Annotated in this window: 22 protein-coding genes; 21 read left to right on the top strand and 1 reads right to left on the bottom strand. The window is 28.1% G+C overall.

Going from position 1 to position 20,213, the window contains the following annotated elements:
- Positions 1–83: 83 nt before the first annotated feature.
- Both Q0X02_RS04510 and holA read left to right on the top strand, forming a co-directional pair.
- Positions 84–2,267 (top strand): DNA internalization-related competence protein ComEC/Rec2, encoded by a 2,184-nt coding sequence (locus tag Q0X02_RS04510; RefSeq protein ID WP_297812199.1) that lies wholly within the window; start codon positions 84–86, stop codon positions 2,265–2,267.
- Positions 2,248–3,246, top strand: coding sequence for a DNA polymerase III subunit delta (gene holA, locus Q0X02_RS04505; protein WP_297812197.1), 999 nt, complete (start codon positions 2,248–2,250; stop codon positions 3,244–3,246). The genes Q0X02_RS04510 and holA overlap by 20 nt, the downstream gene beginning before the upstream one ends.
- A 57-nt stretch (positions 3,247–3,303) precedes the next feature.
- Here the strand turns inward: holA and rpsT are convergent, their stop codons facing one another.
- The gene (gene rpsT, locus Q0X02_RS04500; RefSeq protein ID WP_297812195.1) at positions 3,304–3,567 is read right to left on the bottom strand and encodes a 30S ribosomal protein S20; all 264 of its coding nucleotides are present in this window, start codon (positions 3,565–3,567) and stop codon (positions 3,304–3,306) included.
- A 122-nt stretch (positions 3,568–3,689) separates the two neighbouring features.
- Between rpsT and lepB the strand changes: the two genes are divergently transcribed.
- The 19 genes from lepB to Q0X02_RS04405 all read left to right on the top strand — a co-directional run.
- A complete protein-coding gene (gene lepB / locus Q0X02_RS04495) occupies positions 3,690–4,214 on the top strand; it encodes a signal peptidase I (RefSeq protein ID WP_297812192.1) in 525 nt (174 codons plus the stop codon).
- A gap of 9 nt (positions 4,215–4,223) precedes the next feature.
- Positions 4,224–6,035, top strand: a complete 1,812-nt coding sequence (gene lepA, locus Q0X02_RS04490) for a translation elongation factor 4 (RefSeq protein WP_297812189.1) — start codon at positions 4,224–4,226, stop codon at positions 6,033–6,035.
- Positions 6,036–6,083: 48 nt separating this feature from the next.
- On the top strand, positions 6,084–7,187 hold the full coding sequence (gene hemW, locus Q0X02_RS04485) for a radical SAM family heme chaperone HemW (RefSeq protein WP_297812186.1): 1,104 nt from the start codon (positions 6,084–6,086) through the stop codon (positions 7,185–7,187).
- A 79-nt stretch (positions 7,188–7,266) separates the two neighbouring features.
- The gene (gene hrcA, locus Q0X02_RS04480; protein ID WP_297812183.1) at positions 7,267–8,310 is read left to right on the top strand and encodes a heat-inducible transcriptional repressor HrcA; all 1,044 of its coding nucleotides are present in this window, start codon (positions 7,267–7,269) and stop codon (positions 8,308–8,310) included.
- Positions 8,303–8,821 (top strand): nucleotide exchange factor GrpE, encoded by a 519-nt coding sequence (locus tag Q0X02_RS04475; protein WP_297812180.1) that lies wholly within the window; start codon positions 8,303–8,305, stop codon positions 8,819–8,821. The genes hrcA and Q0X02_RS04475 overlap by 8 nt, the downstream gene beginning before the upstream one ends.
- 35 nt (positions 8,822–8,856) lie before the next feature.
- A complete protein-coding gene (dnaK, locus tag Q0X02_RS04470; protein WP_297812177.1) occupies positions 8,857–10,683 on the top strand; it encodes a molecular chaperone DnaK in 1,827 nt (608 codons plus the stop codon).
- Between the two features lie 96 nt (positions 10,684–10,779).
- Positions 10,780–11,898 (top strand): molecular chaperone DnaJ, encoded by a 1,119-nt coding sequence (gene dnaJ / locus Q0X02_RS04465; RefSeq protein ID WP_297812175.1) that lies wholly within the window; start codon positions 10,780–10,782, stop codon positions 11,896–11,898.
- Positions 11,898–12,821 carry a 50S ribosomal protein L11 methyltransferase gene (prmA, locus tag Q0X02_RS04460; RefSeq protein ID WP_297812173.1) on the top strand — a complete coding sequence of 308 codons (924 nt, stop codon included), beginning with the start codon at positions 11,898–11,900 and terminating at the stop codon, positions 12,819–12,821. Before dnaJ ends, prmA begins: the two co-directional genes overlap by 1 nt.
- Positions 12,814–13,539 (top strand): 16S rRNA (uracil(1498)-N(3))-methyltransferase, encoded by a 726-nt coding sequence (locus Q0X02_RS04455; protein ID WP_297812170.1) that lies wholly within the window; start codon positions 12,814–12,816, stop codon positions 13,537–13,539. The genes prmA and Q0X02_RS04455 overlap by 8 nt, the downstream gene beginning before the upstream one ends.
- Complete coding sequence (gene mtaB, locus Q0X02_RS04450; RefSeq protein ID WP_297812167.1) at positions 13,539–14,828, top strand: tRNA (N(6)-L-threonylcarbamoyladenosine(37)-C(2))-methylthiotransferase MtaB; 1,290 nt, start codon at positions 13,539–13,541, stop codon at positions 14,826–14,828. The genes Q0X02_RS04455 and mtaB overlap by 1 nt, the downstream gene beginning before the upstream one ends.
- Positions 14,829–14,874: 46 nt before the next feature.
- Entirely contained in the window at positions 14,875–15,210 is a 336-nt protein-coding gene (locus Q0X02_RS04445) for a histidine triad nucleotide-binding protein (protein WP_297812164.1), read from the top strand.
- Between the two features lie 94 nt (positions 15,211–15,304).
- Positions 15,305–15,484 carry a 30S ribosomal protein S21 gene (rpsU, locus tag Q0X02_RS04440; protein ID WP_297812160.1) on the top strand — a complete coding sequence of 60 codons (180 nt, stop codon included), beginning with the start codon at positions 15,305–15,307 and terminating at the stop codon, positions 15,482–15,484.
- 102 nt (positions 15,485–15,586) lie between these two features.
- Entirely contained in the window at positions 15,587–16,204 is a 618-nt protein-coding gene (locus tag Q0X02_RS04435; RefSeq protein ID WP_297812157.1) for an NfeD family protein, read from the top strand.
- Between the two features lies 1 nt (position 16,205).
- A complete protein-coding gene (gene floA, locus Q0X02_RS04430) occupies positions 16,206–17,189 on the top strand; it encodes a flotillin-like protein FloA (RefSeq protein WP_297812154.1) in 984 nt (327 codons plus the stop codon).
- Entirely contained in the window at positions 17,189–17,536 is a 348-nt protein-coding gene (locus Q0X02_RS04425) for a hypothetical protein (protein WP_297812151.1), read from the top strand. The genes floA and Q0X02_RS04425 overlap by 1 nt, the downstream gene beginning before the upstream one ends.
- 105 nt (positions 17,537–17,641) lie before the next feature.
- Positions 17,642–18,106, top strand: a complete 465-nt coding sequence (rimP, locus tag Q0X02_RS04420; protein WP_297812148.1) for a ribosome maturation factor RimP — start codon at positions 17,642–17,644, stop codon at positions 18,104–18,106.
- A gap of 9 nt (positions 18,107–18,115) precedes the next feature.
- Entirely contained in the window at positions 18,116–19,420 is a 1,305-nt protein-coding gene (gene nusA / locus Q0X02_RS04415) for a transcription termination factor NusA (RefSeq protein ID WP_297812145.1), read from the top strand.
- A gap of 20 nt (positions 19,421–19,440) precedes the next feature.
- Entirely contained in the window at positions 19,441–19,704 is a 264-nt protein-coding gene (locus Q0X02_RS04410; protein WP_297812142.1) for an RNase P modulator RnpM, read from the top strand.
- Between the two features lie 17 nt (positions 19,705–19,721).
- Positions 19,722–20,213, top strand: a 492-nt coding sequence (locus Q0X02_RS04405; protein WP_297812139.1) for a translation initiation factor IF-2 N-terminal domain-containing protein, incomplete at its 3' end; no start/stop codon positions are given.

The following is a 20,213-nucleotide window of genomic DNA, read 5'->3' as shown; positions in this document are numbered from 1 at the left end:
TACAATTAATTATAACAACAATTATATACATATATTTAGATCCTCTTTTCGTTGCAATTAATATTTTTTTTACGGGAATATTGTTGTATAAACATAAACTAAAACTTTGTGCAGCATTAATAATTATCTTTTTAACAATAATCCATTTAAATATTATTAACACTACTTATAACCAAATAAAGGATAATGAATTTATGGATGTTAATTGCGTAGTAGTTAATAAAAATAGATCTGCAAAAAAATATATTGTTAAATCGTTGTATAAAAAAAATGTAAAATTTTTTTTAAAAACAAAAGAAGATTATAGTATTGGGGATATTATAAATATAAGAGCAAAAGTAAATAAAGCATATACAAATGGTAATCCTTATATGTTTAATTACAAGTTCTTCCTACTAAAAAACAACATATATGGGGATTTTTACACCAGAACAAATCCTGTAATAATTGGAAAATCAAATTCAATTTTACTGAAAACTAGAAAAATAGTTTTAAATTATATAACGAAAAAATTTGATTCAAATTTTACTCAAAATACTTCAACTATTCTAAAATCTATTTTCACAGGATACAATTTTCTAAATGATGATTATTATGAAAATATAAAAAGCTTAGGAATAAGTCATATATTTGCTATTAGTGGATTGCATATCATAATTATTTATACCATATTCAATAAGATTTTTGGATTATTTCACATTAACCGAAAAATAATTTCTTGGATATCTATAATCTTTATTGGAATTTATGGCTATGTTGTAGGATTGCCTTCCTCAATAATAAGAGCTTTCATAATGCTCTTAATTGTTGAACTTTCAAATCAAATGCAAATAGATTGGTATAATTTAAATAATTTATTCATAGCTGCAATTATTATTTTATTAATCAATCCTTATAATATTTTTGATGCAGGATTTTTATTCTCTTTCTTGGCTACATTCACAATTATTTATTTGTATCCTAAATTGAAAAAGAAAAACAAAAATTTATATAACTACTTTTTATTGTCTTCGTTAGTTTACATAGTATTGTTGCCAGTACAATTAAGATTTTTTAATGAATATACGCTTGGCTTTATAATTGGAAACATGTTTATATTACCAATTTTTACAATAATAATAGAATTAGCGGTTTTTGTATTAATCATACCAAATAAAATATGTTATGCTTGTGTTTTTTTAATTGATATTTTAATGAGTATATTAGATTATATTTTCAAGACAATTAACATTTTTAACATTAAAACATATAATTTTATGAGTTTTTCTATTTTAATGATTATTGTTTACTATTTATTGTTATTTACGATTTACAATTGGCATTATGTCAAAACATTAGGTTTGTATAACAAACAAACATTGACAAAAATGTTAATAATGAGTTTTACAATTCCTTTCATCTTAAATATTATTAATCCTATAACGATTATAAATTTTGTAGATGTAGGTCAAGGAGACTGTTGCCTTGTTAGGCAATATTTTAACTCTTTTATGATTGATACCGGTGGTTCTTATAAAGAAAATGATAAATCAGGAATTTACTTAGTGGATTATCTAAAAAAAATTGGATTATGTAATTTGGATTATGTATTTCTTACACATTTTGATGAAGACCATAGCAAAAATATTATTGAAATCAATAAATCATATAAACCAATTGTATTGTCTAGAAGAGGTGGTAAAGAGATTTTTATAAATAAATACCATCAAGGAAACAAATATTTAAGCATTGATAATCACGATTCTTTCAAAATAGGAAATGTGAAAATTTTTGTCATCAATAAACCGGTTAGTTCTGAAGAAAATGACAAATCTTTGGTTTATCATCTTTATGTAAATAATATTTCAATTTTAGTAACTGGTGATATATCTGGAGAATATGAGAGAAATATCCTGAACGAAAATATAAAATCAACAATTCTTAAGGTTTCACATCATGGAAGTAAAAGCAGTTCGGATATAAATTTCTTAAAAAAAGTACATCCAAAACAAGCTGTAATTTCTTGCGGATGGAGAAATGAATATGGCCATCCACATGCAACAACTATAAGAAAATTAAGTTCATTAAAAATCCCAATTAAAAGAATAGATTTGGACGGAAATATAGAGGTCATTTCTAGCGAAAATTTTAATTCTATTAAATCAAATAGGTCGAAGTTTTCGTTTTATCATTTTTTCGTTCGAGAACAAAATTCTTTACTATCAGTTATAATAATATTAGTATACTTTAGAAATAGAGGAGTGAAAAATGGACTATTCATTGGCTAAAAATAAGCTAGAAAAAAATTTACTCTCAAAAGTTGTTTTAATTTATGGAGAAGAACTATTCTATATAGAAAAATACTTAGATTCATTAAAGAAATTTTATAATTCCGATAGTTTTGATGAATATGATTTATCGGAATTTGAAAAAATTTATAATTCATGTGAGACTATACCTATGTTTAGCAAAAAAAGGCTTATCTTAATAAATAATGTTGATTTAAGTAAAAATGGTATTTCAAAGAATAAACAAAATATTGAGCTTTTATTGCCATATATTAAGAATATTCCTGAATACAGTCTCATTATAATTACTAGTCAATCAACAGTTTTTAAATCAAAGCTATACAATGAAATTGTTCAGCATGGTAATGTTATAGAATTTAATAAATTAAATAGAAACCAACTAAAATCTTATATTATTAATTATCTTGCTGGTAAAAAAATAAATAACAATTTTATCAATACTTTTATTGAGTACTCTTTGTATCTAATAAAAAATTCGGGTAAAACTTTAATTGACATAAACAATGAATTGGATAAATTTAATAACCTAAAAAAAATTGAGATTACAGAGGATGATTTAAATTCACTGATAAATCAATATGATAAAAACATTTTTGATTTAACAGATTCAATCGCAAAAAAATTTTTTAAAGATACTGTATATTATCTTGATTTGATTTTAAGCGATTCTCAACAAATTTATAGAGCTCTGCATATGGTTATCAGATTATTTCGAAATCTATTATATTTAAAAGAACTTTCTAGGCTTAAATATTCAGATTACGACGTTGTCAAAAGATTAAAAATTTCTCAATATGAATTAAATAAGCTAAAAGGTTTCTATAGTAAGTGGAGATATGATGAGCTAAGATTTGCAATTCATAAAATGTATCAAGTAGAAACCTCATTAAAATCAAATAATTTGGACTCAAAATTTTACATAGAAAACAGTATTTGTGAAATTTTGACAAAAAAATAAAGGTTGAATTTAATATTCAACCTTTTTTAATAATGTAATGGATCCTTTACATTATTTCTATGCTAATTTGTTTAATGATTTAGCCATTCTGCTTATTTTCTTTGCAGCACTGTTTTTAGAGATTGTGTTTTTACTAGCTGCTTGATCAATCTTTTTAGTTGCTATGTTAAATAATTTTTTAGCATCTTCTTTATCATTTTTTGATATAGCATCTTCAAATTTCTTGATAAAAGTTTTAATAGCTGACTTTTTTGATTTGTTTCTAGCTGTTTCTAGTTTTGTAACTTCAATTCTTTTGATAGCTGATTTAATATTTGCCATAAAATCCCTCCTTTATTTTTGAACAGTGTTATTATTATACACTATAATATTAAATATTTCAAGTAATGTGGTACTTTTTAATAAACTTATGTTATAATAAGCAAGTAAAGACTGGTGATTTTATGAAAAAATTTTTAAATAGTAAAATGTCAAATTGGTTTTTTTCTTTACTTATTTTTATTTTATTGATTTTAATAATTAAATTCTTTATTTTAGAGTTTGATGTAGTAAGAGTTACCAATATGAATCCAACATTAGATTCTGGTGACATTGTAATGATAAATAAGTTAAATAAACTAACAGGATACATAAAAAAAACCGATATTGTTCAATATTCTAATAAAAATAAAACTAGAAAGTATATTTCAAGGGTTATAGCTATGCCAAAAGATTCTGTTGAAATTGTTAATGATGACATTTTTGTTAATGGTAAAAAAATTTATGAGCCTTATGTACTATCTCAACGTTCAAAAACGCTCAATAATGATAAATGGATATTAAATGATGATGAATATTTTGTAATAAACGATGACAGAGAGCTCGAAAAATACAATGATAGCAGATATGTTGGACCAATAAAAAAGAATGCTATTAATGGTGTTGTTTTTTTTAGATTATTTCCAATTGATAAGTTAGGCTCGATATAGGAGAAATACATGAAAACAGATAAAAGATTCATAAGAAATTTTTCGATAATTGCACATATAGACCATGGTAAATCCACTTTAGCGGATAGGCTTATAGAAGAAACAGGCATGTTAACACACAGAGAAATGAGTGAGCAAGTCTTAGATTCTATGGATTTAGAACGTGAAAGAGGAATTACGATAAAATTAAAGGCAATCAAGCTTTTTTATAAAGCAAAAGATGGTAACATCTACAATTTAAACCTTATAGATACTCCCGGTCACGTTGACTTTACTTATGAGGTTAGTCGTTCCTTAAAAGCTTGTGAGGGAGCCGTTCTTATTGTAGATGCAACTCAGGGGGTTGAGGCCCAAACTCTGGGTAATGTTTATCTAGCTTTAGACCAAAATTTGGAAATTTTACCCGTAATTAACAAAATAGATTTGCCGAGCGCTGATATTGATTTCGCCAAGAAAGAAATAGAAGATATTATTGGGCTAGATGCTGAAAATGTTCCTGCAGTTTCAGCAAAAGAAGGGATAAATATTGTAGATGTTCTTGAGGATATTGTACATAACGTACCAGCACCAGAAGGTGATGAAAATAAGCCATTGAGAGCTTTAATATTCGATTCTTATTATGATTTTTATAAGGGAGTCGTGGTTTATGTGAGGGTCTTCGATGGTTGTATTAAACCAGGTTCTGAAATTTTAATGATGTCAACAAACAAATCATTCGAAGTTACAGAATGTGGTTACACATCTTCTATTATGAATAGTACTGATGAGATTAGTGCTGGTGATGTAGGATACGTTGTATGCAGCATTAAAAATGTTAAAGATGCACGTGTTGGTGATACGATAACAGACAAAAATAACCCTGTAGAAGAACCACTGGAAGGGTATAAACAAGTTACTCCAATGGTTTATTGTGGAATATATCCCGCTGAAGGAGAAGATTTCAATTCAGTTCGTGATGCACTAGAAAAATTACAAGTAAATGATGCTGCGCTAACTTTTGAGAACGAAACATCAATAGCGTTGGGATTTGGACTAAGATGTGGATTTTTAGGCCTTCTTCATATGGAAATAATTCAAGAACGTTTGGACAGAGAGTTTGACTTAGACATTATAGCTACCGCACCGAGCGTTATATACAAAGTTCATAAAAAAGACGGCTCTATTATCGACATTCAGAACCCAACAAATTTTCCAAAGGAAACAGAAATTGACTACGTCGAAGAACCAGTTGTACGTGCTGAGATAATGACTCCGACTGACTATGTTGGTGTTATAATGGAGCTTTGTCAAGGTAAAAGAGGAACTTTTATAGATATGACTTACCTCGACGAAAAAAGAGTTACAATAAAATACAAACTTCCTTTGAATGAGGTTATTTACGATTTCTACGATGCCTTAAAATCAAAAACAAGAGGGTACGCTTCTTTAGATTATGAATTAATAGGATATGAAAAATCCAAATTGACTAAATTGGAGATATTGATAAATTCCGAAAAAGTCGATGCTCTAACTATAATAGTGCACGAGGATTTAGCTTATGAGCGAGCAAGAAAAATAGTCACTAAATTAAAGGATGAAATTCCTAGACACCAATTCGTAATCCCTATACAAGCTTCTATTGGTAGCAAAATTATTGCAAGAGAAACTATTAAAGCATACAGAAAAGATGTATTAGCTAAATGCTATGGTGGCGATATTACTAGAAAACGTAAATTATTAGAAAAACAAAAAGAAGGTAAAAAGAGAATGAGATCTGTTGGAAGCGTTGATGTTCCACAAGAAGCATTCTTGTCAGTACTAAAATACGATGAGGGAAAATAAAAACTATAAGCCAAGCAGAATGTTTGGCTTATTTTTGTAGGAGGGAAAATGAAAGGGATATATGTACACATACCTTTTTGCAATTATAAATGCAACTATTGTGATTTTTCAACTATGACTAGTCAAAATAATAGAATAGATGACTACTTCAATTTGTTATTCAGAGAAATAGAAATGTATGAGTCCAAATCTGAAAAAATTGATACTTTGTATATAGGTGGTGGAACACCAAATTTAGTCGATGAAATTAAAATTGAACAAACCTTTCAAAAACTAAATAAATCTTTTAACTTAGATTTAAAAGAATTTACAATAGAATGTAATCCTGAATTTTTGACAAAAAACAAAGTAGATTTGTATAAAAGTATAGGAATTAATAGAGTATCATTGGGTATACAAACTTTTGACGATACAATCAATAGATTTTTAGGTAGAAGACATAAAGTATCTGATACATTAAATGCGTTTAATCTATTAGAAAATAAAATCGATAACATATCTATTGATTTAATTTTTGGTATACCCAATCAAACTATTCAGTCAATATCAAATGATTTAAATTATATATCAAAACTAAGGCCTCAACATGTGTCTTGGTATAATATGATACTTGAGCCTGGGACAAAATTTTACAAAATGTTCAGTGAAACGGACAGAAACGATGAAAAAGAATATGAAATGTATATGAAAATTTGCGAAGGACTCAATAATTATAAACATTATGAGATATCGAACTTTGCAAAAAATGGTAAAGAATCTTTACATAACAAAATTTACTGGAAAGATGAGCATTATTATGGATTTGGAATGTCTTCATCAGGATACCTAGGAAATGAAAGATATACAAATGAATATTTTTATCCGAAATACAAAAACAAAATATTAAAAAAAGAAAAGCCAATTAATTTTATAGAAGAAATTGATGAATCTAAAAATAAATTTGAATATATAATTACAAATCTTAGATTAAAAGAAGGATTGAATGTTACAAAATTCGAAGAAATATTCGGTGTTAATTTACTGGAAAAAAATAAAAAACTAATCGAAGAATGGGTAAATGGCGATAAAATAATATTTAAAAATAACTCTATTTCATTCACGGATTCTGGTTTTTTTATTTCAAACAAATTTTTTGTCGATATTTGCTATTAGTACTTGACAAGGCAACAAACGTATTGTATAATTTTATTATCACTCAAGGAGATGTGTTGCTAACAAAAGAGGTGATATCTTGAATGAGAATTTAACGCAAAGAAAATTAAATATTTTGCTTGCAACAATCGATAATTATATTAAAACAGCCCAGCCAATAGGGTCGAGGGTCTTATCTAAAAATTATAACATCGGTTTTAGTCCGGCTACTATACGAAACGAAATGAGTGATTTGGACGAACTTGGATATTTAATTCAATCGCATATATCATCCGGACGTATTCCATCACAAAAAGCTTTTAGATTATATGTTGATTACATCTTGGATAAGTTATATGAAGTCGATAAAACAAGTTCTTCTATAATTTCAGCTCGAAAATCTTATGAGACAATTGTAGAACCAGAAAAGATTATAAAATCATCTTCACAATTTATATCCGAGGTTACTCAATACCCTGTAATATCGATGCTAAAAAAATCTAACAAAATGAGATTATCTCATATAGAATTATTGCAAATAAGCAAGTATAATTATGTGTTATTGACATTATATGATTTAGGAGATTTAAATCATACGGTCATTCGTTCGGATAGAGAGATTAAGGCTAATGAATTGATAAAAATTAATTTTCTTCTTAAAAAGCTTTTTTTAAATAAGAATTTAATTGAAGTTTATGAAAACTTAGATGAATTTTCTTCTAAATATGAATACAACAATCTTTTTAAAGGTGCAATTACAGAAATAATTCAAAATGAAAAACACAAACTATCCTCTATGTATGTTTCTGTTGATGGTTTGTCAAATATTTTTAAGTATAGTGAATACAGCGATTTAAATAAGGTAAAAGAAATTATTGAATATCTTGAAAACAAAGAAAAAATTTTGAATATTTTAAATTCAAGTAATAATTTCTTAGATATAAAAGTTGGTGATGAAAATCAAGAAGAGTCTCTTATTGAAAATACAGTAATTAAAAGTTCCTATTTTTTCAATAAAAACAATATAGGAGTTATAGCAATTGTTGCACCAATGCGTATGAATTACGAACTATCAATAGAGTCAATGTTTAAATTATCTAGAAGAATTAAAAATTTAATTATTAGAGGTGATTATTATGAATGATAAGGATGAAAATATTAAGAAAAATAACATTTCTGACGGCACTACAGAAACCGAGGATAATTTAGATGAACAGCAAATTGAAAATGAAGAAACTGTTAATTCTGAAATAGAGGACTTAAAAGATTCTTTAAAGAGGTTACAAGCAGACTTCATAAATTATAAAAATAGAACCAATAGGGAAAGACAACAATCTATAGAATTAGCAAACGAATCGTTGATTCTTAAAATACTGCCAGTAATTGATGATTTAAATAGAGCTATTGACAGCAAAAACGAAAAAGACGAGTTTTCTAACGGAATTATTTTAATAAGAGATAATTTAATGTCGACGTTAAAGGAATTTGGCCTTGATGAAGTTGATTGCTCAGACAAATTTGACCCTAATTTTCATCATGCGGTAATTACTGAAGATAGCGATGGGGATTCAAATAAAATACTAGAAGTTTTCCAAAAAGGTTATATTTTAAATAATAAATGTATTAGACCAGCGATGGTTAAAGTTAGTAAATAAGAAATTATATATAAAAATCAAAGGGGGATTTTATAATGAGTAAAGTAATAGGTATTGATTTAGGTACAACAAATTCAGCAGTTGCAGTAATGGAAGGTGGAGAAGCAGTAATAGTTCCTAACTCAGAAGGAAATAGAACAACACCATCAATCGTTGCATTTACTAAAGATGGAGAAAGATTAGTAGGCGAAACTGCAAAAAGACAAGCAATAACAAACCCAGATAGAACAATTACTTCTATCAAAAGAGAAATGGGAACAGAATACAAAGTAAATATTGATGGAAAAGATTATAGTCCAGAAGAAATATCCGCAATGATTTTGCAAAAATTAAAAACAGATACTGAAAGTTATCTTGGAGAAGAAGTAACAGAAGCTGTAATTACAGTTCCTGCATATTTCACGGATTCACAAAGACAAGCTACTAAAAATGCTGGTAAAATTGCCGGTTTAAATGTAAAAAGAATAATAAACGAACCTACAGCAGCTGCATTAGCTTACGGTGTAGACAAAGAAACAGACCAACACAAAGTTATGGTATATGACTTAGGTGGAGGAACATTCGATGTTTCAATTCTTGAAGTTGGAGATGGAGTATTTGAGGTACTTGCTACAAGAGGTAATAACAGATTAGGCGGAGATGATTTTGATGAAAAAATCTTAAATTATTTGGCAGAAGAATTTTTGAAGCAAAATGGTGTAGACTTAAGAAAAGATCCAACATCAAAGCAAAGATTAAAAGATGCTGCTGAAAACGCTAAAAAAGAATTATCAACAAGAGTTTCTACTAATGTTAACTTACCATTTATTTCAGCTGTAAATGGTACTCCTGTACACTTGAATATGGATATAACAAGATCTAAATTTGACGAGTTGACATCTGATTTGGTAGAAGAAACATTAAAACCAGTAAGACAAGCATTAGAAGACGCTGATTTAAGTCAAAATGATATAGAAAAAGTATTATTAGTTGGTGGTTCAACAAGAATCCCTGCTGTTCAAGAAGCAGTTAGAAAACTAATTGGTAAAAACCCACAAAAAGATATAAACCCTGATGAATGTGTGGCTTTGGGAGCTGCATTACAAGGCGGTGTATTAACAGGAGAAGTAAAAGATTTGTTATTACTTGATGTAACACCATTGTCATTGGGAATTGAAACTTTAGGTGGCGTTTGCACAAAATTGATAGAAAGAAATACAACTATTCCAACTAAAAAATCTCAAGTATTCACAACCGCTGCTGACGGTCAAACATCTGTAGAAATAAAAGTTCTTCAAGGTGAAAGAGAAATGGCACAAGATAACACATTGTTGGGTCAATTTAACCTAACAGAAATTCCTGCAGCTCCAAGAGGAGTTCCTCAAATTGAAGTTACTTTTGACATAGATGCGAACGGAATTGTAAATGTTAGCGCAAAAGACTTAGGCTCTGGAAAACAACAAGCAATGACAATTACTTCATCAACTAAGATGAGCGATGACGAAATAAAAAGAAAAGTAGATGAAGCTAGCAAATACGCAGAAGAAGATAAAAACAAAAAAGAAACAATTGAAACAAAAAACAACGCAGAATCTGTAATTTATCAAGTAGAAAAAACTATTAAAGACTTAGGTGATAAAATTTCTGAATCCGAAAAAACTGATATTAACAGTAAAATAGAATCATTAAAATCTATAATTGACTCCGGAAACAACGCTGATATCAAAGCAAAAACAGATGAATTGACTCAAGAAATGTACAAATTAAGCTCTAAATTATATGAAAATGCGTCTAGTCAACAAGGTCCTCAACAAGAATCCAAAAAAGACGACGATGTAGTTGATGCCGATTACGAAGTTGTGGATGACGATGAAAATAAATAATCATTAACATTTTTATTAAGGGGTAATTTTTATTGCCCCTTGATTTTTTTGTATCTTTTAGTAAAATAGATAAGTCAGTAAATTAGGTGGTGAATGATGAGAAATTTATATGAAATACTTGAGATATCAGAGAATGCTACTCAAGACGAAATAAAAAAATCTTACAGAAAACTCGCTAAAAAATATCATCCAGATATTAATAGCGATGACCCTGAAGCAGAGAACAAATTCAAAGATATAAATGCAGCTTATGAAGTTCTTGGCGATGTAGATAAAAGAAAAAAATATGATATGTATGGCGATAGGATTTTTGAGCAAAATTCCGGAGGAGGATTTTCGGATATGGGTGATATATTCGGAGATTTCTTTGGAGATATATTTGGAGGATTTAGCTCGAACAGATACTCAAGAAATCCAAATTCCCCCAAAAAAGGTTCAAGCATTCAAGTTGAATTAGAGATTGATTTTGAGGATTCAATAAACGGAACTAAAAAAGAGGTAAATTTCAGAAAAAAAGTAAAATGTCACGTGTGCGAAGGAAGCGGTGCTAAAGCTGGTAGCAAAAAAAGGAAATGTGATAAATGTAATGGAACAGGAGTCATTAACGAAACTAGCAGAACTCCTTTTGGAATATTCACTCAACAATCTGAATGCGATAAATGTAAAGGTGATGGATTTATAATTGATGAAAAATGTGAGCACTGTCACGGAAAGGGATACGAATTAAAAAATAAAACAATTAGCATAACCATTCCAAAAGGTATCAATAACGGAGCCGTGATGAGCGTCAAAGGCGAAGGAAATTGCGGAGAAAATAATGGTTCGCCAGGTGATTTATATGTTATTATTAAGATAAGAGAGCATGAATTTTTTAGACGAGTAAATAATGATATAGTATTTGATATGCCCATAACTTATGCACAAGCTGTATTAGGTTCAAATATTGAGGTTCCTACGCTTGATGGTATTGAAGATTTTCAATTACCTGAAGGAACACAACCTAATACTACATTTAGATTGAAGTCAAAAGGTGTTCCTTATCTAAATTCAAGTTCCAGAGGTGATATATTATTTACCGTCAAAATCATAGTTCCAAAAAAATTAAACAAAGAACAAAAAGAAAAATTGATAAGTTTTTCAGAATGTATGAATCAAGAAATAAAAGTTAACGAAAAAAAATCAATTTTTGATAAAATAAAGGATATGTTTGAATAATGAAAAAATGGTTTAGCTTTGATATTGTTTGTCCAAAAGGATATGATGAATTAATTTGTTCAATTTTATATGATTTTGGAATAGAAAATCTTCAGATAGATGATTATCAAGATGTTTTAGACTTCAAAAAAAATCAACCTTATTGGGTAGTTTTAGATGAAGATGAGTTCACATTTCATGATAATGTAATAATTAAAGGTTTTTATGAAGAAAATATTTTAAATTATAATAAATTATCTGAAAATTTAGCCGATTTTGCTAAAAATAATAATATAATAATAAAAATAAGCAAAAACGATGAAATCGACAATGTTGATTGGGCGAATGAATGGAAAAAATATTATGAACCATTTTATATTGGGAATATATTAATAAAACCAAGTTGGATAGAAGTAGAAAATACAGGAAATATTGTAGTAGAGATAAACCCTGGAATGGCTTTCGGAACTGGACTTCATGAAACTACTAGCCTGTGTATAAAACAATTAGAAGAAATTGATTTGAAAAATAAAAAAGTCTTAGATATTGGATGCGGCTCTGGAATCTTATCAGTGGTTGCAGCAAAACTTAATGCAGAAGAGGTCTTTGCAACTGATATTGACCCGTTAGCAATAGAAGCTACCATTGAAAATTCAAAATTAAATAACATTAAAAATATAGATGCTGTTGAAGGTTCATTATTGGATAAAGTGACCAAAAAATATGACGTAATTATTGCAAATATTTTATTAAATGTTCTACACGATTTGATTCCCGATTTAAAAAAAGCGCTTAATAATAATGGAGTTTTCATATGCTCTGGATTATTAAAATCACAACAAAATGAAATAGAAAAAGTTTTGTCTGCTTGTAATTTTACTGTAGAAAAATTTGATGAGAAGGGCGAATGGATTAGCATAGTAAGTAGGTTCAAAAATGTATAGAACTTTCAGGGAAGCTAAAGATAAAATTAATAATAAAATATATATCTATGGCGATGACTACAATCACATTAAAAACTCTTTAAGATTAAATAAAGGAGATTTAATTCACCAAGTTATTGATGATAAAATATATATCACAAAAATAGAAAGTATTGAATCGGATAAAATAATTAGCGAAATTATCGGAGAAGATACAACACACTATGAATCAAATATAAATATAAATTTGTTTCAATGTATTTTAAAATCAGATAAAAATGATTATATTATACAAAAATGTACTGAACTTGGCGTAAATGAAATAACTTTTGTTCAAACAGAAAGAACAGTTGTAAAAATAGAAAATACGAAATGGGCTAAAAAGAAAAATAGATTTGAAAAAATAGCTCTTGAAGCTTCGAAACAATCCAAAAGGATAAAGATTCCTAAAATAAAAGATATTATTAGTATTAGTGATATTCCTGTTTTTGAAAATAGCTTAAATTTAGTGTTCTACGAAAAAGAAACTGAAGATTTAAAATCTGTTTTACAGAAATGTCATTTTGAAAATATAAATATTGTCATCGGACCTGAAGGCGGTTTATCCGACAATAATATCGCTATGTTAAAGCAAAAGGGTTTTATTTCGGTATCTTTAGGAAAAAGAATCCTAAGAGCCGATACAGCACCAATATGTGCTTTGAGTATTCTGCAATACGAGATTGGAGATATAAACTAATGAAAAAAGTAAAATTTTCAACATTAGGATGCAAAGTTAATCAATACGAAACAGAAGCTATGGCAGAGCTTTTTATTAAAAATGGATATGAAATTACAAATGATTTTGATTGTGATGTATTTGTTCTTAATACGTGTACTGTAACAAATTTATCTGACAGAAAAAGTAGACAACAAATTTCTAAAATTAAATCAGAAAACAAAGATGTTATAATAGCCGTTGTTGGGTGCTATTCCCAAGTTAGTCCTGAAGAAATAGAAAAAATTGAAGGTGTTAATGTTATTATTGGAACAAAATACAGAAAAGACATTGTAAAGCTGTGTGAATTAGCAAAATCTTCAAATAAAACAATAAATAAAGTCGAAAATATAGGAAAAAACCGAGAATTTGAGGAACTTTCAATTAATACTGAACAGTCAATGACTAGAGCATATATTAAAATTCAAGAAGGATGTAGTCAATTTTGTTCATACTGTATAATTCCGTACGCAAGGGGACCGATACGCTCCAGAAAAATCCGTGACATAGTTTTAGAAGCAAAAAGACTGGCAGATAACGGATTCAAAGAAATTGTTTTAACAGGTATTCATGTTGCATCTTATGGTAAAGATTTAAACGAAGATACCGGATTAATTAATGTTATAGAAGAAATTGGATTGATAGAAAATATAAAAAGAATACGACTTAGTTCCTTAGAGCCAAGAATAGTCACTAAAAATTTCTTAGACAGAGTAAAAAAAGTTAAGCAATTTTGTGACCATTTTCATTTATCGCTTCAAAGTGGTTCTGACACTATTCTAAAATCTATGAATAGAAAATACGATACTAATTTATATAGAGATACAATTGAATTAATCAGGCAATATTATCCAGATGCTGCAATAACCACAGATATTATTGTCGGATTTCCGGGAGAAACCGATGAGGATTTTAAAAAAACAATTGACTTTGTTGATAAGATACAATTCTCTAAAATACATGTATTCAAGTATTCAAATCGTAAAGGAACTGTTGCTAGTAAAATGAAAAATCAAATCTCAGGTGAAGTAAAGAGAAGAAGAAGTCAAATACTAATCGAAAAATCAACCTACTATACAGACCTATTTTTAAATAAAATGTTAAATAAACCAATTCAAGTACTTTTTGAATCCAAAAATGATGATGGTTTTTCAAAAGGTTACACAACGAATTATATAAGAGTCAAAAGAGATTACAACCCTAACTTATCAAATAAAATAATAGATGTGATTTGTGATAAAAGAGACAACGAAGAACTAGTATGTAAGTAATTGAATATTTTAGTATTTTTTGATATAATACTTTCGGAGGCGAGTCATGGACTGTGTATTTTGTAAAATAGTTAATGGAGAAATACCTTCTAAAAAAATATATGAGGATGATTTAGTTTATGCGTTTCACGATATTAATCCTGTGACACCTGTACATTTTTTAGTTATCCCTAAAAAACACATTACTGGTGCAAATGACATAAATGAAGATAATTCTAATATAGTTGCTCATATATTTGAAGTAATTGCAAAACTAGCAAAAGAGTTAGACATCGATAAAACTGGCTATAGAATAGTTAATAACTGTGGAGAGGATGGAGGTCAAACTGTCCATCATATGCACTTTCATGTTTTAGGCAAGAAAAAACTAAATTGGCCATAAATTTATTGTTTTTTTTAAAGAATTGTGTTATACTATTTTGGTATAAATTCTGCTCTTTTGTGAGCATTCTTGCAATAAAGAGGGGAGGGAAACCATGTCAGAAATCAAAGTTGGAGAAAACGAATCATTAGATAATGCTATAAAAAGATTTAAAAGACAATGTGCTAGATCTGGAGTTTTATCTGAATATAGAAAAAGAGAACATTACGAAAAACCTAGCGTAAAGAGAAAGAAAAAATCTGAAGCAGCTAAAAGAAAAAAAAGAAATTTCTAACAAAATTCAGTTGGATTAAAGATTCCATATATGGAATCTTTTTTTATTGTATATTTTGATGTATAATATTACATATAAATAGAGGGGGTGTTATCGTTTTCTATGCAAATATTTTCGAATAATATTTTAAGTATGATAATTTTGACATTAACTTTTATCTCAATAACAATGTTGCTACTTTCCAATAAAAAAATTAAATATACGATATTTACATCATTATTTTCAGTAGCATTTATATTTTCTTATTTTAATAATGGAGATATAAATATAATTGGCGTTTTAATTTTCTTAATAGGATTATTATTTGTTGGATTGGAGCTTATTGTACCAGGAGTTTTTATTGCTGGTTTTGCAGGTGTATTGTCTATGATTGTTGGAATAAGTATGATTATTAGTAATATTTATCTTGCTTTTTTTACAGTAGTAATCGCTTTTAGTATTGATGTCATCTTTGTTTTGATATTCCTAAGCAAAGAATTTAATTCTAGTAAATTAAATAAATTTGTTTTAAACGAAACTAATTCAAAACCGTATAATCAATCATATAAAAAATATTTAAACAAAAAAGCTATTACAATAACACCATTAAGGCCTTCTGGTAAAATAGACATCGATGGCGAGTACATTGACGCAATGACAAGAGGTGATTTTGTTCCAAAAGGTTGTGAAGTCATAGTTAGTGAAATTAAGGATTTTAATATTATAGTAAGGAGAGTGTAGTATGATTTTTAAGATTCCATTTTTAGTTCCAATATTAGTATTGATATTTTTATTAGTATTTTTTTCGCTTGTTCCTGTTGGATTATGGGTAACAGCTCAGTTTTCGGGTGTACATGTTAAAATTTCTCAATTAATTGGTATGAGATTACGTAGAGTTGTTCCAAAATACATTATAAATCCTCTTATAAAGGCTACTAAAGCAGGATTGAATTTAACAACAAATCAACTTGAAGCACATTATCTAGCAGGTGGTAACGTAAATACATTGGTCAATGCACTTATTGCCGCACAAAGGGCAGACATTGAACTTGAATTTGAAAGAGCTGCAGCGATTGATTTAGCTGGTAGGAATGTGCTAGAAGCAGTGCAAGTTTCAGTTAATCCAAAAGTTATAGAAACGCCTAATATTGCTGCTGTTGCTATGAATGGTATCGAAGTTATCGTTAAAGCGAAAGTCACTGTAAGAGCAAATATCGAAAGATTAATCGGTGGTGCAGGTGAAGAAACTATAATAGCAAGAGTTGGTGAAGGAATAGTTACAACAGTAGGTTCATCTGAATCACATACATCTGTTTTGGAAAATCCTGATTCAATATCAAAGACAGTTTTAAATAAAGGATTGGATTCTGGTACAGCTTTTGAAATATTATCAATTGACATAGCTGATGTCGATGTTGGTAGAAATATCGGCGCAAAACTACAAACCGACCAAGCTGAAGCAGACAAAAGAATAGCTCAGGCAAAAGCTGAAGAAAGAAGAGCTATGGCTGTTGCAAAAGAGCAAGAAATGATTGCTGAAGTTCGTTCAATGAGAGCTAAGGTTGTAGAAAGTGAATCAAAAGTTCCGTTAGCAATAGCAAATGCGCTTGAATCTGGAAATCTTGGAGTTCTTGATTATTATAATATGAAAAACATAATAAGTGACACAGAAATGAGACAATCAATTTCAGGACATTCTGAGAAACTTAAAGAGGATACAAAATAATGTATTCGTTGTTAAGTTTTTTTATACTTCTTTTAATAATAAAAAAAATTTCGGAATATTATTCTAATTATTATGCAAAATATCATGGAAAAGAAAATAAATTTAGAAAATTCAGAGATGATGATAATAAATTAAAAGAATCTTATGAGCTACCAAATAAAAAATTCGAAAAAATCAATAACTCAGATGAATCTATCATAAATAAAAAAGAAATAAAAGACAATTACGAAAAAGGCGAAAAAAATTTTGAGTTATATGATGAATTAAAAAATAATGATGATTTAAGAAGAACTATTATTATGAAAGAGATACTGGATAAACCATTATCCCTAAGAAAAAAATATTAGTTTGCTTGTAATATATAATTATGATATAATGTATTTAGAATAAATTATGGCTAAGAGTGGGAAATCCCACTCTTATTTATTTAACTAATTTAGTAAAGGAGATACATGAATAAAAAATATCTTAGAGAAATCATGAACAACGAGCTTAAACCTTTGATAGATGACACCGGAATAGAATTTTATGACGTAGAATATTCTCAAATAAATGGCAAAAACATATTGACATTTTATATAGAGAAGAACGAAGGTTTAATTTCTATTAATGATTGTGAATTAATAACTAGCAGAATTAATGAAAAATTAGATGAAATTGACCCTATACCAGACTCTTATTATTTAGAAATAGCTTCAGTTGATATAAGTAAGCCATTTACTAGGGATAAAGATTACAAAAAAAATATTGATAATACAGTTATTGTAAATCTATATCAAAAAATAAGAGGACAAAAAGAATATAAAGGAATTTTAAAATCCTTTAATGAACAGAAAATAATTATGAAATTGGAAAAATCTGAAATTGAAATTGAAAGGAGTAATATATCATCGATTAGATTGTCTTTATTCGATTGATAGGTAAATATGAATAATGAATTTATAAAAGCGCTTGACGAATTGGAAAAAATAAAAAAAATACCAAGAGATGTCGTATTCGATGCACTTGAAAAGGCTCTAATTAAGAGCTATGAAAAAAATTTTAATTATCAAGAGCGTGAAAATGAAGAAAGCTCTGTAGAGGTTAATATTAACAGAGATAATGGTAAAGTTAAAATTTATGCAATAAAAACAGTTGTAGAAGAAGTTGAAGATAACAATTTAGAAATTAGCATTGAAGAAGCTAAATCTATTAAATCAAAGTACAAAATCGGAGATAAAATTAAGTTAGAAGTTACGCCGAAAAATTTTGGTAGAATAGCAGCTCAAACAGCTCGAAATATTGTTATACAAAAACTAAAAGATGCTGAAAGAGATAATATTTATAACGAATTTATTGACAGAGAAAAAGAAATAATAACTGGAAATGTTCAAAGGGTTGAAAGAGGCATAGTATATATAGATTTAGGTAGAGTAGAAGGCATCATCCCTGTTTCAGAGCAAATTAAAACAGAGGAATATACGCCTAATAAAAGATTAAAACTCTACATTAAAGAAGTTAAGAACACTAGCAAAGGTGCTCAAATTATTCTTTCTAGAACTGATAATGCCTTAATTAAAAGATTGTTTGAATTAGAGGTTCCGGAAATTTCTGAAGGTGTTGTCGAGATTTTTAGTATCGCGAGAGAGCCTGGCTCGAGAACAAAAATAGCTGTATTTACAAATGACGAAAATGTTGATCCAGTTGGTGCTTGTGTTGGATTTAGTGGCACAAGAGTAAAGTCAATAGTTGATGAACTAAACGGTGAAAAACTCGATATAGTCATTTGGTCAAAAGACATAAAAACTTTTATATCAAATAGTTTAAGCCCTTCTGAGGTAATTGAAACATTCATTGATGAATCAAAAAAACTATGTAGAGTTATTGTTGCTGAGGACCAATTATCATTAGCCATAGGAAAAGAAGGTCAAAACGCTAGATTAGCAGCAAAACTTACAAATTGGAAAATTGATATCAAAGGTTTAGAGCAATATTTGAACTCATATATAGATGGTAGCATTGGAGTTGAGTTTGAATACGAAAAAGAATTTCTCGAAAAAAATGATATCTGTGTAAGAGAAGAAGATGAAGAAAAAGTTTTTGAAAATTATAGAACTAAAAATTATGAAGATGACAGTAAATGTGTCGATAATATTGCAGAAACAGAAGACAGCTCGGAATTTGACAATGAAAATGCAGACGCCACAGAAGTTCCAGAAACAAAATCTGATATAAATGAAATAGAAGATTAAAGAAAATTTTGGAGAAATAAATGAAAACTAAAAAGATTCCTTTAAGAAAATGTGTTGTTTGTGGTGAAAACAAACCAAAAGAAAATTTGATGCGAGTAGTTTTTAATAAAGAAGATGGAATATCTGTTGATTTAACCAATAAAAAGAATGGTAGAGGTGCTTATGTATGCAAGAATAAAGATTGCGTTGATAAAGCAAAGAAAAGCAAGAGATTAAACCAAGTATTAAAAGCTAATGTAGACACACAAATATATGAGGAGTTATTAAACCATGTAGAAGATTAAAAAAAGGAGGTCTTTAGATGGATAAAATAAGAGTATACGAACTAGCAAAGCAATTAAATGTTTCAACAAAAGACTTAATAAAAAAGTTAAATGAAAATAACATAGAAGTTAAAAGTCATATGTCAACATTAGATAAAGACCATGTAGAAAAAATAAAAGCTTATTACGAAAATACAAGAAAAAAAGGAAACCACAATCCTGTAAAAAATAAAAATAATAGTGAACATAAAAATAAAGAAAAAGTAAACACTAATAAGAAGGTTAAAACTATCGAAATAAATTCTAATGATAAAAATAAGAAACATTTTAATAAGAATGACAATAATTCAAATAATAATTTTAAAAATAAAAATCTTAAAAATAAAAATGTTTCTGATGAGAACGACAATATAAATTCCGAATATCATTCCAATAGAAAAAACAATCCACACAATAAGAAGAAAACGAAATTTGATGATAATTTTGATTTCGAATCTAAGAATAACAAAAAAAATCCTAAGAGTAAAAAC

Source organism: uncultured Finegoldia sp. (assembly GCF_947252345.1).
Classification (GTDB): Bacteria; Bacillota; Clostridia; order Tissierellales; family Peptoniphilaceae; genus Finegoldia.
This window is presented reverse-complemented; position numbering and strand designations above follow the sequence as displayed.

What these genes read in the sequence shown, in the direction of transcription:
- Q0X02_RS04425 (WP_297812151.1), top strand. Translation starts at nt 17,189, where the DNA reads ATGTATTCGTTGTTAAGTTTTTTTATACTTCTTTTAATAATAAAAAAA.
- rpsU (WP_297812160.1), top strand. Translation starts at nt 15,305, where the DNA reads ATGTCAGAAATCAAAGTTGGAGAAAACGAATCATTAGATAATGCTATA.
- rpsT (WP_297812195.1), bottom strand. Translation starts at nt 3,567, where the DNA reads ATGGCAAATATTAAATCAGCTATCAAAAGAATTGAAGTTACAAAACTA.
- nusA (WP_297812145.1), top strand. Translation starts at nt 18,116, where the DNA reads ATGAATAATGAATTTATAAAAGCGCTTGACGAATTGGAAAAAATAAAA.
- prmA (WP_297812173.1), top strand. Translation starts at nt 11,898, where the DNA reads ATGAAAAAATGGTTTAGCTTTGATATTGTTTGTCCAAAAGGATATGAT.
- lepA (WP_297812189.1), top strand. Translation starts at nt 4,224, where the DNA reads ATGAAAACAGATAAAAGATTCATAAGAAATTTTTCGATAATTGCACAT.
- mtaB (WP_297812167.1), top strand. Translation starts at nt 13,539, where the DNA reads ATGAAAAAAGTAAAATTTTCAACATTAGGATGCAAAGTTAATCAATAC.
- rimP (WP_297812148.1), top strand. Translation starts at nt 17,642, where the DNA reads ATGAATAAAAAATATCTTAGAGAAATCATGAACAACGAGCTTAAACCT.
- Q0X02_RS04455 (WP_297812170.1), top strand. Translation starts at nt 12,814, where the DNA reads ATGTATAGAACTTTCAGGGAAGCTAAAGATAAAATTAATAATAAAATA.
- holA (WP_297812197.1), top strand. Translation starts at nt 2,248, where the DNA reads ATGGACTATTCATTGGCTAAAAATAAGCTAGAAAAAAATTTACTCTCA.
- Q0X02_RS04435 (WP_297812157.1), top strand. Translation starts at nt 15,587, where the DNA reads ATGCAAATATTTTCGAATAATATTTTAAGTATGATAATTTTGACATTA.
- Q0X02_RS04475 (WP_297812180.1), top strand. Translation starts at nt 8,303, where the DNA reads ATGAATGATAAGGATGAAAATATTAAGAAAAATAACATTTCTGACGGC.
- dnaK (WP_297812177.1), top strand. Translation starts at nt 8,857, where the DNA reads ATGAGTAAAGTAATAGGTATTGATTTAGGTACAACAAATTCAGCAGTT.
- dnaJ (WP_297812175.1), top strand. Translation starts at nt 10,780, where the DNA reads ATGAGAAATTTATATGAAATACTTGAGATATCAGAGAATGCTACTCAA.
- hemW (WP_297812186.1), top strand. Translation starts at nt 6,084, where the DNA reads ATGAAAGGGATATATGTACACATACCTTTTTGCAATTATAAATGCAAC.
- Q0X02_RS04445 (WP_297812164.1), top strand. Translation starts at nt 14,875, where the DNA reads ATGGACTGTGTATTTTGTAAAATAGTTAATGGAGAAATACCTTCTAAA.
- floA (WP_297812154.1), top strand. Translation starts at nt 16,206, where the DNA reads ATGATTTTTAAGATTCCATTTTTAGTTCCAATATTAGTATTGATATTT.
- lepB (WP_297812192.1), top strand. Translation starts at nt 3,690, where the DNA reads ATGAAAAAATTTTTAAATAGTAAAATGTCAAATTGGTTTTTTTCTTTA.
- Q0X02_RS04410 (WP_297812142.1), top strand. Translation starts at nt 19,441, where the DNA reads ATGAAAACTAAAAAGATTCCTTTAAGAAAATGTGTTGTTTGTGGTGAA.